The sequence below is a fragment of the Marinobacter sp. AN1 genome, assembly GCF_026013985.1.
Taxonomy (GTDB): domain Bacteria; phylum Pseudomonadota; class Gammaproteobacteria; order Pseudomonadales; family Oleiphilaceae; genus Marinobacter; species Marinobacter segnicrescens.
On the sequence record NZ_CP110342.1, the window covers coordinates 4193944 to 4208726 of the forward strand.

Below are 14783 nucleotides of genomic sequence, written 5' to 3' on the forward strand. Positions count from 1 at the left end.
GTCTTGTCTTTTATGAGGGCAAGAAATGGGTTCTGTTGTTCGCGAAGCATTTGGTCGAAACCTTCGAGCGATTCGGAAATCGAAAGGGCTGTCCCAGGAGCGCCTTGCATATGAGGCAGGGATCGATAGGAGCTATGTAGGGAAAATCGAAAGAGGTGAGGTTAACGTAACGATCGAACGACTGTATCAACTAGCAGATTGTCTTCAGTGCTCCCCAAAAGACTTGTTGCTAGATTTGACGGAGCCCTCAGCAGACCTCCGTACCTGACACGGGCGTGGCTTCAATCTGTGTTAGTTCTGCTGGCTTCTATGGATCTCGCTTTTGGTTTTAGTATATTAATTTGGTATATATACCAAAACTAGCTATCTGATTCCAGAAGACAAATTTAGTTTTGGTACGTTTAAAATAGAACTTGCGGGTAGATGTACACGGCGCCCCAGAAGAAGTTCCGCGCCCGTGATGAGGACGAAGTACTCGAGGAAATCCGCAAATGCGGCGAGCGCCTGATCGTGCAGAGGGTATTCCTTGCCGATGGTGATGCAATGATCCTGCCCACTCACCGCTTGCTGAAGATTCTCGAGGCCATTCGCGACTATCTCCCCGATGTTCACCGGGTTACCTCCTACTGCCTGCCCCGCAACCTCAAGCGCAAGTCAGTGTCGGAACTGAAAGAATTGCACGATGCCGGGCTGCACATGCTCTATATCGGTGCGGAGTCCGGTGATGATGAGGTGCTGCGCCGGGTCAACAAGGGGGAGACTTACGAGTCCACGAAGGATGCCCTGCTCAAGATCGGGGAAGCGGGCATCAAGCGCTCGGTGATGATCCTCAACGGCCTCGGCGGTAAGAGCCTGAGCGACCAGCATGCCGTCAATTCGGCCCGGTTAATGAATGACACCCAGCCGGAGTTCCTGTCGACCCTCGTCGTGAGCTTTCCCCAGGGGATGGACCGCTACAAGGAGCAGTTCCCGGACTTCGAGCCCCTCGACCAGCAGGAGCTGTTCCTGGAGGCCGAGAAGCTTCTGGAAAACCTTGAGCTGAACCAGACCGTCTTTCGCAGCGACCATGCGTCCAACTACCTGGTGCTCAAAGGCACCCTGGGCCGGGACAAGGCCCGCATGCTGGAACAGGTACGCACGGCTATCCATACACCAGAGCGGGCACGGCTGCGGCCGGAGTGGTTGCGGGGGCTTTAGGATCCCACCTGCCTGATTCGCTATCCTGCCAAGTGACCTTGTTCAGTACAGAATCAGGCGTAGCAGGATCGCCGCGACCATGACCAGGGTGAGCCATTTGATCCATTGGGCGCCTTTGGGCCCCATGTTCACTTTTACGGCCATCATGGCACCGGCCATGTTGCCGAGGGCAAGGACGAGTCCGGTGACCCACAGCACCTGGCCCTTCGTCGCAAAGATTGCCAGGGCAGGCAGGGTATAGACCAGGATGATAAACACCTTGATGACATTCACCTGGGGCAAGTCTATCTTCAGCATGCGGTAAAGCACGACAATAAACAGCGCCCCAACCCCCACCTGGATAAACCCGCCATACAGGCCGATCAGGAATAATGCCAGGTACTCCACCAGTCCCAGCCGGTCCGGGGTCAGTGCCCGGGTGTCCAGTCGGGGCTGGGGCAGGAGCATGAACACCGACGCCCCGATCATCGCGGCAATCAGTACTCCTTCAAAGATCGCCTCGGGGATCCAGCTAGCGGTCCAGGCCCCGAGCAGCGAGCCGGCCACAGCGGGTATGGCCAGGCGGATACTCACAGCCAGGTTGCTGTGGCCCGCGCGAAGGAAGCTGCCCACGGCAGTCACACTCTGCAGGGTAATCGCCACACGGTTGGTGCCATTGGCCACCTGGGCCGGCAGGCCAAGAAACATCAGCAATGGCAGGGTCAGCATGGAGCCGCCTGCGGAAAGTACGTTGATGAAGCCTGCGACCCCACCAATAGCCACCAGGGCCATAGCCTCCATGAGGGTCATTCTCTGTCCTTAAACGTGTCATAAATCCGGGCAGGATCGCCGTGATAACTATACTCGAAGGTATAAGCGAAGGTCTGTAGGGCTCGCAAACCATCGGTGGCAATTACCGGGTGGTTTTCAATGGCAGCAGCCCACTACAGGAAGCAGTCTATAACCAGAGCAGGAACCTTGCATGTGGAGCATCCTACAGGAACAGCTTTTAAACAATCTTCGTGACACAGCGGAAGCGCTCGGACTCAGCGGATCCAGCTGGGAGCAAACACTGGGCTGGCTCATGGGGCAGTTGCTGGTGACGGCGATACTGCTTGTCCTGGCCGCAATGCTGTACTGGTTCGCAAGCCTGGGTCTTCGGCTGATCCTGGGCAGAATTAATCGCCTCGGCGCCATACACCATGCCATCAGGACCGGCTTACGATACGTAGTGGCCCTGGTGGCCATCGTCGCTATCGCTGCCCAGTATGGTGGCGATGGGATCCTGCTCAAGGGTATAGCCCAGGCCGGGGTGATCGCACTGGGCTTCTACGTCGCGTGGGTGCTGCTGTCCCGTGCCGTCGAGGTTACCCATGCCCGTCACCAGATTGACCCTTCGCTAAAGCAACTTCTCAGGAACTCCCTGCTGGTACTGGTGCTGGTGATGGGTTCGGTTACCGTACTGGCGCAGTTCGGGTTCGATGTCTGGTCGGTTATCGCTGGCCTGGGCATTGTCGGCATTGCGGTTGGCTTTGCTGCCCAGTCCACACTGTCCAACTTTATTGCCGGGGTGACCCTGCTGATCGAACGCCCCTTCCGCATTGGCGACTGGGTCCGGATCAATGACCAGGAAGGCAAGGTTCTGAAAATTGCCTTCCGGACCACCTGGCTGCGAACCCGTGATAATATTTTCACCATGATCCCTAACGACAGCGTGGCATCGTCCGAGATCGTCAACTACAGCGCTGAAGGCCCCACCCGGGTGCGGATCCAACTCGGAATTGCCTACAAGGAGTCCGCCAGGGAAGCCCGGCAGGTCATCCTTCCCATCCTGGAGGCCCATCCCAAGGTATTGAAAACCGGCGACATGATGCCCCGGGTTGCCATGGAAGGACTTGGTGATTCCTCGGTCAACCTGGTAGTCCTGATCTGGATCCTTCCTGAGGATATTGATATTCAGCCACGGATTGCCGCTGAGATCCTGGAGCAAATCAAGGAACACCTGGACGAGGCGGGAATCGAGATTCCGTTCCCCCACCTTCAGTTGTTTATCGATGATGCCAAGGGCCTGGCGCCCTTGTTCTCGCCACTGAGGATCAACGGCGAATCAAATCCGGCAGCCAACAGTTCCTGAGGCAGGACTGCCGGGGCATCGAACCCCGGCGCTGGATCAAGCCAATGCCCGGACCGGACCAGATTGGCGGGCACTCCAGACCAGCAGGGCGACAAAGATCACCACGCCGGCCAGGTCGATCCAGATCATGCCATGGGGCCATAACATCAGTGCTCCGACGGGGAACATCAACACCCGCAGCCACCACTGCAGGGGATGCTCCAGGTACCCTTCAAGGCCGGCAATAATGGCATAGATGCCGAACAGGGCAAATGTGAACACCGTGATCATCTCCAACGGTGTGCCGGAAATCAGTGGTGAATAGGCAAACAGCAGGGGCACGATGTACAGGCCCTTTGCGATCTTCCAGGCGGTCAGACCGGTGCGCATTGGGGGGGTGCCGGCAATGGCCGCCGCTGCGAAGGCAGTAAGGCAGACCGGCGGAGTCACGTTGGAGTCCTGTGACAACCAGAAAATGATCATATGGGCCGCCACCAGCGCCATGGTCAGTGCTTGCGACGACAGGGCCTGCTCAAGTAACTGGCCGGTGAAGTTCTCCGGCACTTCCGCCAGCATCGCAGCCGCCTGGGCCCGCTCCATGGGGGCCCCCAACAATTCCACCGCATCCGGCGCGGTCAGCATGAAGATTGCCCGGGCCTGCTCCGGCAGGTTGCCGCTGGCCATCAGGTCGATCAGCTGACTCTGGGCAATCAGTTGATAGATGGCGGGCGCAGAGAGTGTCGCCAATACGATGTAGGCCGCCGTCACCGGAAGCCCCATACCCAGGATCAGTGAAGCCAGCGCCACCAATACGATGGTGACCAGCAGGCTGCCACCGGCCCAGTCAGTGATCATCAGGGAAAAGGTGTTGCCAACGCCGGTGGTGGAAATCACCATCACAATGAGCCCGACGGTGATCAGCAGGATCGCGGTGGTCATGATATTGCGGCTGCCCTGGGCGAGGGCGTCCATGATATCCCTGAGCGTCATCGGCTTGCGGGCAATCCAGGATGACACCACCACCGACACGATGGCGATGCCGGCAGCATAGGTGGGCGTGAACCCGTAGATCAGCGCTGCCACCAGCACCACAAGGGGCAACAGATAATGCCAGCCGCCCTTCAACACCTGGCCGAAGGTTTCCGAGTTCTCATCCTCGAGTTTCACCGCATGGCTGCGCTTGGCTTCGATACGCACGAACATGGCCACGGACAGGAAATACAGCAATGCCGGCAGGGCCGCCACGCCAATAATGGTCAGGTAGGACACCTGGGTATAGGACGCCATGATAAACGCCCCGGCCCCCATCACCGGCGGCATCAGCTGCCCGCCGGTAGACGCTGCGGCTTCCACACCACCGGCAAAGCGGGCCGGGAAGCCCGCCTTGCGCATGAGGGGGATAGTGATCACCCCGGTGGACACGGTATTGGCAACGCTGGAACCGGACACCGAGCCCATGAGGCCGGAGGAGAACACTGCCACAAACCCGGGCCCGCCCACGAACCGGCCCGCCGCACAGCGGGCCAGGTCGATAATGAAATCCCCGGCGCCGGACTTCACCAGGAAGGCGCCGAACAGGATGAACATGAACACATAGGTCCAGGAGATGCGGGCAATGGAGCCGAGCATGCCCTGCCCACCCATCCAGGACCGGTAGAGCACCGTCTCCCAGGTCAGGCCCGGAAAGTTGAACACTCCATCCACATATTGTCCCCACCAGGCGACATAGGTGAGTGCGACCATGCACAGGCAGGGGATGAACCAGCCGGTGGTGCGCCGGGCAAACTCCAGCACCAGCACCACCGCAATGATAGACACCACCCAGTCGGCGGTGGAGAAAACCACACCCCGGTCGTAGAGTGCGTCCTCGAAGCCCATGAGGTAGAGCGCACACCCCAGCGCCGCCAGCCCAAGGACGAGGTCGACCCAGAACACGGCACGCTGAACCCCTGCCCGCTCACTACGAATCAGGGGCATGGCCAGGGCGCAGAGCAGTCCGAACAGGCCAAAGTGCAGTGCCGAGGTCCACAGCTCCGATAACGTGGAGAAGGTATTGAACCAGAGGTGGACCAGGGCAATGCCGATAGCCAGCACAAAAATCACCCGGCCAATGACCGGGTGTTCCAGGCGCTCGGGGGCCTCTTTCGGACTTTCTTCGCGGATCTTTTCCAGCCGGGCTTCGGCCCCGGCATTGTCACTGTGTGATTGTGTCACACACGATTTCCCCTGTTGATCGCAGGATTATTGCGCTTTCAGACGATCGGGGATCTCGATGCCCTGCTCCTCATAGAACCGCTGGGCGCCCGGGTGCAGCGGCATGGGCAGACCAACGATCGCCTTCTCCAGCGCCATGGCCTTGGTGGCCGCATGGATGTTGTTGAGGAACGGCAGGTTCTCGTAAATGGTCCTGGTGATCAGGTAGACGTCTTCCTCAGGGACGTCTTCCCGCACGGCAAGGATGTTCGGCTGGGCAATGGTGTTGATGACTTCATCCTGGTTGGGGTAGGTGCCCGCCGGAATCTCGTAGGCCGACCACAGCTCGAAGTCACTGTTGACGTCTGCCAGCTGCTCCTCGGTGAAATTCAGCGTAACAATGTCATCCCCAATGTTGGCGTAGGCCCGAGTAACCGCAGAGGCCGGCACGCCGGCGGGAATGTTCATGCCATCTATATTGCCATTCTGCAGCGAGTCGGCGCTCGGGCCGTAGCCCATGTAAGCCATTTCGATCTCATCCAGGTCAACGCCTACCTTGCCCAGAATGAAGCGCCCCGAACCCTCAGTGCCCGAGTTACGGGCACCAATGGAGAAGGTCTCGCCGTAGAGGTTCTCCATATCGTCGATGGTGCCTGTGTCCGCATGTTCACTGCGAACCACGAAGTGCTCCACGTTCTGCCATAGCATCGACACGGAACGAACATTTTTATAGGCCTTGGGTACCGGATCGGTTCCATCCCACGCCCAGGCACCATAGAGCCCCTGGAGGATGCTGAACTGAGCCTGGTCCTCGTCCATCAGCTTTAGGTTCTCACCGGAGCCGGCGGAGCTGATAGCAGAAACGGAGATATTCTCCGTGGGCTCAAGCTTTACCTTGATCAGTGTGGAGATAGCCACACCCACCGGGTAATAGGTGCCACCCGTGGTGGCCGTACCCATGATGTACTTGCCTTCCGCCTGGGCGGTCATGGACAGGCCAAGGGAGGCAGCAGCTAGAAGTGCAGTAGCAGATCTGAAGACGGAGGTTCTGGTCATGGTCGGGTCCTTCCCTGATCGGATTGTTGTCTTTATCAATCAATGGATCAGGATAAATCTAGACCAGTGTCGCCGTTACGGCCACTACTCCAAACGTCGTAGATACCAGAAGCCAGCAGGAGCAGCTGCGGCAGGGTAAGGTGAACCGGGGGAGCCCTGCTCCCCCGTGGATGGCCGAATCAGTTATCGACTGCGTCTTCGGCGCGATCAGACATTTTATCAGCGCCTTCCTTCACGTTATGCCATGCGGAAGATGTAGCCTGCTTGGTGTCTTCCCAGGCACTGCGGCTGGTTTCCTTGGTGTTCTCCCAGGCCTGTCTCAGCCCCTGACGAGTCTGGTTCCACCAGCTTTCGTCGTACTCCGGCAGCGACTTCACCTCGTCCTTGGTGGACGCCATGTGGACTTCGTAGTCCTGGTCATCGAATTCGTCGTCATCCTTATCGTCCTGCTCCATGCGAACGGTAAAGCTGCCACGCTCGGCAACCACGTCACGGCCGCCGAGGCCCAGCACATCGCCGGTCTTGATGACCAGTGAATGGACGGACATATCATCACTCATGAGGATGTCCTCCACTTCGCCGATTTCCTCGCCGTTACTGTCATAAACGTCGGCATCCATCAATTCATCCGCAGAGTAGAGCCCCTGGGCTGCCTGTGCGGACAGGCCGAACGCCATTGAACCGGCGATCAGGGGAATGCCCATTGCGCGAACCAGACGTGTGCGTTTCATAGTGAACTCCTTATTCCATAAACTCCTGGGAAAGGGCCGACCGTCAGGGGCCGGACCAGGCAACGTGATATGTGATGCCGATCACGTTATCAATAAACCTAGCAACGGGGTCGCAACAGTCCAAGTGACGGAATGGCAATAAAACGCGCGGGAAATACTGGTTAAAAGTCCGGAATTTCGGCTATCAATCCGGTTTTGGCTAACCAAAGAACCAGTAACAGACGCCAATGGCAGTCACGATGCCTGCCAGGTCCGCCAGCAGGGCACAGGCCAGACCATGACGGATACGACGGATACCCACCGCGCCGAAGTAAACCGCCAGAACGTAGAAGGTTGTCTCGGTACTGCCCTGCATGGTGGCTGCCATCAGGGCCGGAAAGCTGTCCACACCGAAGTTATCCATGGTTTCGATCATCATGGCCCGGGCACCACTACCGGACAGCGGCTTTATAAACGCCGTGGGCAGGGCATCAACGAACCGGGTGTCCCAACCCAGTGCGTCTGCCAGCCAGCGGAAGCCGTCCAGCCCCGCCTCCAGCACCCCACTGGCCCGTAAAACCCCCACCGCTACCAGCATGGCCACGAGATAGGGCAGCAGGCTGAGGGCCACCTGAAGCCCCTCCCTGGCGCCTTCGACAAAGGCGTCGTACACGTTCACCCGGCGCAGCGCCGCGATGGCGAGGAAGCCCACCACAATCCCGAACAGGGTAAGGTTGCCCACCAGGGTCGAAGTGGCCTCCAGGGCCTGGGCAGACATACCTGCCAGTGTGGTCAGCAGCAGGCCAAGGGCGGCAGCGCCACCTACCAGGTAGGCCAGCACTACCGGGTGCCAGAGCTTCAGCCTCTGCACCAGGGACACAGTCAGCAACCCCACCAGGCTGGAGGCCGACGTGGCCAGCAGAATGGGCAGGAAGACGGCCGTGGGTTCGGCCGCGCCCTGCTGGGCCCGGTACATGAAAATGGTCACCGGCAGCAGGGTAAGGGAGGACGTGTTCAACACCAGGAACAGGATCTGGGCGTTGCTGGCGGTATCCTTGCTGGGGTTGAGTTCCTGTAGGGAGTGCATGGCCTTGATGCCGATGGGCGTGGCGGCGTTATCCAGGCCCAGCACGTTGGCCGCGAAGTTCATGGTGATGTGGCCCATGGCCGGGTGTCCGCTGGGCACTTCCGGCATCAGGCGCCGGAACAGGGGGTCCAGCAACCGCGCGAGCACGTCCACCAGGCCGGCTTTTTCAGCGATGGCGAGGAACCCCAGCCACAGGGTCATGGTGCCGGCCAGCACCAGTACAATCTCCACGCTGAGTTCGGCCATATCAAACAGCGCGGTCACCAGCCGGCTGAACACTTCCGGGTCGTTATGCCCCAGCCACTGCCACAGCGCAGCTGCAAAGGCGGCCAGGAAGAAGCCGAGCCAGATTCCGTTCAGCATGGGCCAGTGCTCTCCCTCTGCGTCCACCGGGACACAACGGAGCCACGGCCCGCTGTGTCATTCGCCATACTCACCAGGCCCGCTCGCGCAGACTGCCGGCCCGATGCCCTCGGCCGCCAAGCCACAGCAATACAGGCACCAGCGCCCGCAACAGCGCCGCCAGTGGCAACATCAGCCAGCGGAGCAGGATCAGCACCGGCAACAGGATCAGCATCCAGCCTGCCCACTGCACCAGCCAGGTGGGCAGGCCCGCAACCCGGGCAATTTCGGCCAGCACATCGCTGATTACCACCGGATGGCGGATCACCAGGTAGCCGGCGCCGATGACCAGCGGCCAACGGGCATAACGGGCACTGCGCAGGACCATTCTTCCGGCACCGGTCACCCGCGCCGCCAGCGCGGCGGAGCGGGTCGATAACCCGGCCCCTCGAGTGGTGGCTGCCGCGGCCCGGCCGGCGCGTAGTACCTTTACCGCGCTGGCAAATACCAGCACGTCCACCGATGCCCAGCCAATGTCAGACAAGCGGATTTCCTCGCCGGTGCGTTGACGGGTCTCCAGGGTACGGATACCGCTGGTAAAAAAATCAGTGACGCCTTCGGTGATACGCTCGGTCTGGATCCAGTGAACCGAACCATCATCCGCTACTTCGAACTGGCCGAGAAAGCCATGGCCCTCGGCTTCAATAAAGTTCACGGCATACCAGCCACGCTGTTCCGGGGTCAGTTCCGGAGCGGGTTCATCCTGTTCTGGCTCAACAGGCGTGGCGCTCTCGGTGCGGGAAGGCTGAAAACTTCCGACAAATTCCCTTATCTGGTCATAGTGCCGGGACAGGGTATTCATGGTTTCAATGGTCGCCACCGGGTTGTCGATAAAGTGTGCCACCGGCGGCAGCACGGCTTCACCATATCGGCCCAGGATATCCCGGAACTCCGGCTCCGAGGCGTACAACGGGAACACCTGCGCGGCCAGGTCCGGATACCGCAGCACCGCTCCCCTCGCTTTCAGCGACACCAGGGGATCGTCAGACAGGTCCAGCAGGGCCGCCTGCAACTCCACCGGCAAATCTTCCACTCCGGTGATACCCGGCAGGGATTCCTGCGCCTGTATCCGGACGAGTCTTTCTTCCAGGGGCTCGGGCTCATGCCACCCGGCCACGCCAGCAGCCAGCAAGCCGGCCAGTACCATCAGCACCACCACAGTTTTCAACCGGGACACCTCGCGCTTCGGTCAGCAACAGACGCCCTCCAGCTTATACCATCCCTGCGAGGTTCTCCTACGGCTGCATGGCCGGGACAGCGGCCGATTCACATCACGTACATCCGCAACGGCATCCACAACCCCATGGCTATCATGATCAGGTTCTCCGTCAGCGAGACAAACCCCAGGGGCACGTTGCTGTTGCCGCCCACGCAGGCACATTTGAGTTCCCGCCGGTCGATATACACAGCCTTGAACACCGAAAAAGCCCCTACCGTGCCGATAAATAGTGCAACGGGGGCTGCCAGCCAGACCAAAGCCCCGGCCATCATCAGAATGCCCGCAAGGGTCTCGCCAAACGGATACAGATAACCGTAAGCCACCTGTTTCTGTGCCAGCAGATCATAGTTGAGGAACATGGTGCTGAAGCTTTCCACGTCCTGCAGTTTCTGCAACCCCAGCAGGATCATCGCTATGGCGACGAATTTCTCGACGGTCATCAGGGAAAAAACGGCATGGTCGAAGAACCACATAATGCCAATGGCCATCAGCAACGCAGTTCCGAATATCGCGATGACGGGCTGATAGCTGGTGTCGTCATCCGGATCGTCGAGGCCAAAGTGGACCCTCAGTTCGTCATAGCCGCCGATACGCTGGCCATCGATAAAGGTCTGGGGCGTGGTATCCACGTTATGCCCGTCCTGGAACCGGTCCACTTCATCCCGGCTGGTGAGAGGGTGGTCTTCCACCGTATAGCCCTTTCGCTCGAGCAGGAACTTGCTCTTCATCCCGAACGGGCAGAGATGTTCCGCCATCACCATGCGATAGAGCTGGGCTGTCTTGCCTGGACTCACATTCTCCATTCGAGCTCCCTCCTCGGCGTTGCCCGCCGATACCGGATAAACCAATCACGTTCTCCCGTTCAGCCTAGCAGTGGCCATGGCGCGTTTGTGCCCAGCGCCCTTACGGTTGCGTAATACCGGCAACAGACAGGGTCCGTTTGCGCCTAATGACCAAAAGGCTTGCGCAATGGCTCCGGCCGCGTTAGATTCAGATCTACTGTCAAACAGATCGATTTCCATACCCATGAATCTGAACGCCGTTGTCGTAATCGTGAAGCTAGTCCTGGTGGTCGTGGTGCCATCCGGGGGCTTTTGCGTGGACAGACGGTTGACTGACTGACAGACCAGACGAACACCAAGGCCCCCGGCACCGAAAGGTTCCGGGGGCTTTTTTTTGCACCTGAAAAAGCAAAGGGAAGACACCATGAACGGCGCACAGCACATCCTGGAGGCATTCCACCGCCACCACATCGACACGGTTTTCGGCTACCCCGGCGGCTGTATCATGCCGCTATACGATGCCCTGGTGGACGATGCAGTGGTGGAGCATGTGCTGTGCCGCCACGAACAGGCCTGCGCCCTCGCCGCCGACGGCTATGCCCGTGCGAGCGGCAGGACCGGCGTATGCATTGCCACCTCCGGCCCTGGTGCCACCAACCTCATAACCGGTGTGGCCAATGCCCACCGGGACTCGGTTCCCATGGTGGTTATCACCGGTCAGGTGCCTTCCGCCCTGATCGGCACCGATGCCTTCCAGGAAACGGACATGCTGGGCATGGCCCTGGGTATCGTAAAACACAGCTACCTGGTGGAGCAGGCCGACGAACTTCCGGGCGTGCTGGAGGAAGCCTTCAAACTGGCGAGCGAAGGGCGTCCCGGCCCGGTCTGGATCGACATTCCGAAGGATATCCTGCTGGCAGAGGTCGGCCCTGCGCCGGCCGTTCATGGGACCCCGGGTGTCGATGAGGTTGTTGACGCCTCCCGGGTAATGGCAATGCTCAAGGCCAGTCAGCGACCCCTGTTATACAGCGGGGGCGGCATCTCACTGGCCCATGCGGAAGACGCCTTCCGGGCCTTTACGGAGGCCTCTGGCCTACCCGGTGTGACCACCCTCAAGGGACTGGGTAACGCCGGCAAGCGGGCACCGAACGATCTGGGCATGCTGGGCATGCACGGCTCCCGGGCGGCCAACCGGGCAGTCGCTGAGTGCGATCTCCTGTTGGTGATCGGCGCCCGCCTGGATGACCGGGCCACGGGCAAGCTGGAGGCATTTGCTCCCAGTGCCAGGACCATTCATATCGACGCCGATGCCGCCGAGTTCAACAAACTGCGGCCTGCGGATCTTACCCTTATGGGTGATCTGACAACGATTCTGCGGGCTCTCACGGGGGAAGTCCAAACGTCACCCCTGGCTATCAGCGACTGGCAGCAAACCTGCCGCCACTGGCACACCACCGGTGGCTTCCATGCAGCGGATAACGACGACCCCTACGCCCCCATCCATGGCCCGGCGTTTATTCGCCAGCTCTCCCGCATCACCGCCGACGACACGGTTATTGCCTGCGACGTTGGCCAGCACCAGATGTGGGTCGCCCAGTACTATGACTTTGACCATCCCCGCCATCACCTGACCAGTGGCGGCCTGGGCACCATGGGATTTGGCCTGCCGGCAGCCATCGGTGCACAGTTTGCCAACCGGGCCAGCACGGTGATCAACGTCACCGGCGACGGCTCGTTCATGATGAACGCCCAGGAGCTGGCTACCATCCGCCGTTACCAGCTGCCGGTGAAGATCATCATCCTGGATAACCAGTGCCTGGGCATGGTCCGGCAGCAGCAGGAGCTGTTCTACAACAATCGGGAAAGCCAGATCGACCTGGACGACAACCCGGACTTCCTGACCATGGCGAAGGCATTCGATATCCACGCCTTGCACATCAACCGCAGTGACCAGGTCCGCCGTGGCATCGAAACCCTGCTGGCCTACCAGGGCCCGATGCTGCTGCACGTCGCGATCGCCCGGGAAGAAAACGTCTGGCCCATTGTAAAACCCGGCGCCGCAACACCGACATGATCGATGAAACCCATCGCCCACGAAGCAACAAGGAGTACGTAGCATGAACCCTCAGCCACCGGCCGCCAGCTACCAGATTCACTGCCGCATGACCCCGGAAGCCGCCGCCCTGGAACGCCTGTGCCAGGTGGTGCGGGTTCGCGGTTTCCGCATTGCAAAAATGGCCATGGAAAACGTCGGTGATTCGCTGGATATCGCCCTCACCCTGGAAGGCAACCGGCCTATCGGGATGTTACAGAGTCAGCTGGAGAAGTTGCAGACAGTGGTTGTGGTGGAGCTCAAAGACCAGGCGCTGTCAGTCGTTGAGCGATTTTCGGCAGGTTAGGAACACTGCCGGACAGGATCTTCGGTAACAGGCCGGGGCAAAGGTGATCGCGCCCCGGCGAATCAGCTGCGAAAACGTGGCGGCGTTCAGACAGCCTCGGGCTTTTTCAGTTGCGCCTCCAGCTCATGGCGCTTGATCTTGCCCGTGGTGCTGCGCGGCAGATCAGCGTCAGTCACGAAACGGACACCCTTGGGCATCTTGTAACCAGCGATCTGGCCACGACAGCACGCCAGAACGTCGTCCTCCGTCAGATTGTCGACGGCTGGCACGACGAAGGCTACCGGCACTTCTCCCCAACGGGCATCTGGCGTGCGCACCACCACCGCGTCGGCAATGCGGGCATCAGCGAGCAGAACACGTTCAATTTCGGCCGGATAGATGTTCTCACCGCCGGACTTGATCAGGTACTTGCGTCGGTCCACGAAGTCCAGCGTTCCGTCCGGATTGCGCACGAACATGTCTCCCATGTGGAACCAGCCACCCCGGAAATCCCTGGCGTTCACCTCCGGCGCTTGCCAGTAACCGCTGAACAGTGAAGGACCGCGGATGGCCAGTTCCCCGGGTTCGCCATCCGGCACCTCCTGGTCATCGGCGTCAACCAGGCGGACCTCACAGTAAGAGCTCTGTACCTTGGACAGGTTTTTCGCGACCGTGCCCGGGGCGATGAGCCCGGCGGTGGCCGGCCCCGAGCCGGTCTCTGTGGAACCAAAGCTGTTAACGTAAGGTGCGTCCAGAAGCCGGGTGACTTCGGCGATCTGGTGCAGCGGCACCAGGTCAGCCATACAGCCGCAGGACTTCACACCCGACGGCTGTATACCGCCACGTCCCATGGCCTCTATGAAAGACTCGATCATGCCTGGCATCAGCACCAGCCAGCCGATTCGTTCCCGACCGACCACGGCGGCCAGTGCGTCCGGATCGTAACCATCCTGCACGATTACCTTGCTGCCGCGGCACAGTGCGGCCAATGACAGGTCAGTAGACACCATGTGGAACAGCGGCGCCCAGGCGACGAAAGCGTCCTCCCGTTCGATTTCGTGATCAATATAGAACGTCTGGCCACGGGCAATCTCGGCACGGTGACTGATCAACGCTCCCTTGGGCAGCCCGGTGGTTCCGCTGGTGTACAGGATCAGCAGACCGTCCTCCCCCTGGGCAGCGTTCGGCGGCTCTGCGATGGACGCCCCAGCCAGCGCCGACTCGTAATCCTGGCCGAATCGCAGAACGGTGGTAACGTCGTGGTTTACATCCGCGAGCACCGGCGCGTGCCGCTCTGAGACGAGCATTATTCGCGGCTCGGTAAGCCGGATGCAGTGCTCAAGCTCGCCTGCAGCCAGACGCCAGTTCTGAGCCGCGACTATGGCGCCCAGCTTGGCCGCGGCCAGCATCGCTTCCAGGTATTCGATACGGTTCTCGGACAGGACCGCTACCCGTTCCCCACGTCTCAACCCTCGCTCCGTCAGCCAGTTGGCCAGGCGGTTCACACGCTCGTTGACTTCCCCGTAGGTGTACTCGCCATTGGCGTCCTGCAGGGCCACACGGCGGGGGTGGTAACGAGCCTGGTGGCAAAAAAGCCCACCGATGGTAAGCGAGGCTGCACTGGCGGCCACGGTGGTATCACTCTGAGGGTTTGACATCGCTTGACT

General features: G+C 60.2%; 12 protein-coding genes and 1 pseudogene. 5 read left to right on the plus strand and 8 right to left on the minus strand.

What is annotated here, in order from left to right; genetic code table 11:
• Positions 1-25: 25 nt before the first annotated feature.
• The gene (locus LJ360_RS19410; RefSeq protein ID WP_264994818.1) at positions 26-268 is read left to right on the plus strand and encodes a helix-turn-helix domain-containing protein; all 243 of its coding nucleotides are present in this window, start codon (positions 26-28) and stop codon (positions 266-268) included.
• Between the two features lie 155 nt (positions 269-423).
• Positions 424-1197, plus strand: coding sequence for a radical SAM protein (locus LJ360_RS19415; RefSeq protein ID WP_264994819.1), 774 nt, complete (start codon positions 424-426; stop codon positions 1195-1197).
• A 42-nt stretch (positions 1198-1239) separates the two neighbouring features.
• Here the strand turns inward: LJ360_RS19415 and LJ360_RS19420 are convergent, their stop codons facing one another.
• A complete protein-coding gene (locus tag LJ360_RS19420; protein WP_264994820.1) occupies positions 1240-1986 on the minus strand; it encodes a sulfite exporter TauE/SafE family protein in 747 nt (248 codons plus the stop codon).
• A 172-nt stretch (positions 1987-2158) separates the two neighbouring features.
• Here LJ360_RS19420 and LJ360_RS19425 point away from each other — a divergent pair, with 172 nt between their 5' ends.
• Positions 2159-3310: a mechanosensitive ion channel family protein gene (locus tag LJ360_RS19425; RefSeq protein WP_264994821.1), complete on the plus strand. Its 1152-nt coding sequence runs from the start codon at positions 2159-2161 to the stop codon at positions 3308-3310.
• Between the two features lie 36 nt (positions 3311-3346).
• Here the strand turns inward: LJ360_RS19425 and LJ360_RS19430 are convergent, their stop codons facing one another.
• The 6 genes from LJ360_RS19430 to LJ360_RS19455 all read right to left on the minus strand — a co-directional run bounded on the left by LJ360_RS19430 (position 3347) and on the right by LJ360_RS19455 (position 10759).
• Positions 3347-5503 carry a TRAP transporter permease gene (locus LJ360_RS19430; protein ID WP_264994822.1) on the minus strand — a complete coding sequence of 719 codons (2157 nt, stop codon included), beginning with the start codon at positions 5501-5503 and terminating at the stop codon, positions 3347-3349.
• Between the two features lie 27 nt (positions 5504-5530).
• Positions 5531-6538 carry a TAXI family TRAP transporter solute-binding subunit gene (locus LJ360_RS19435; RefSeq protein WP_264994823.1) on the minus strand — a complete coding sequence of 336 codons (1008 nt, stop codon included), beginning with the start codon at positions 6536-6538 and terminating at the stop codon, positions 5531-5533.
• Between the two features lie 179 nt (positions 6539-6717).
• A complete protein-coding gene (locus tag LJ360_RS19440) occupies positions 6718-7269 on the minus strand; it encodes a PRC-barrel domain-containing protein (protein ID WP_264994824.1) in 552 nt (183 codons plus the stop codon).
• A 199-nt stretch (positions 7270-7468) separates the two neighbouring features.
• Positions 7469-8698, minus strand: a complete 1230-nt coding sequence (locus tag LJ360_RS19445; protein ID WP_091855161.1) for a nucleoside recognition domain-containing protein — start codon at positions 8696-8698, stop codon at positions 7469-7471.
• Between the two features lie 70 nt (positions 8699-8768).
• Positions 8769-9914 (minus strand): hypothetical protein, encoded by a 1146-nt coding sequence (locus LJ360_RS19450; protein ID WP_413774384.1) that lies wholly within the window; start codon positions 9912-9914, stop codon positions 8769-8771.
• 89 nt (positions 9915-10003) lie between these two features.
• Entirely contained in the window at positions 10004-10759 is a 756-nt protein-coding gene (locus LJ360_RS19455; protein ID WP_218144845.1) for a MauE/DoxX family redox-associated membrane protein, read from the minus strand.
• Between the two features lie 403 nt (positions 10760-11162).
• On the opposite strand from LJ360_RS19455, the pseudogene ilvG reads away from it, so the two are divergent.
• Together ilvG and LJ360_RS19465 are read left to right on the plus strand one after the other, a co-directional pair.
• Positions 11163-12859 (plus strand): annotated as a pseudogene (gene ilvG / locus LJ360_RS19460) (acetolactate synthase 2 catalytic subunit).
• Positions 12856-13137 (plus strand): ACT domain-containing protein, encoded by a 282-nt coding sequence (locus LJ360_RS19465; RefSeq protein WP_264994826.1) that lies wholly within the window; start codon positions 12856-12858, stop codon positions 13135-13137. The pseudogene ilvG and the gene LJ360_RS19465 overlap by 4 nt, the downstream one beginning before the upstream one ends.
• Positions 13138-13223: 86 nt before the next feature.
• Here the strand turns inward: LJ360_RS19465 and LJ360_RS19470 are convergent, their stop codons facing one another.
• Positions 13224-14774 carry a class I adenylate-forming enzyme family protein gene (locus LJ360_RS19470; RefSeq protein ID WP_264994827.1) on the minus strand — a complete coding sequence of 517 codons (1551 nt, stop codon included), beginning with the start codon at positions 14772-14774 and terminating at the stop codon, positions 13224-13226.
• Positions 14775-14783: the final 9 nt, after the last annotated feature.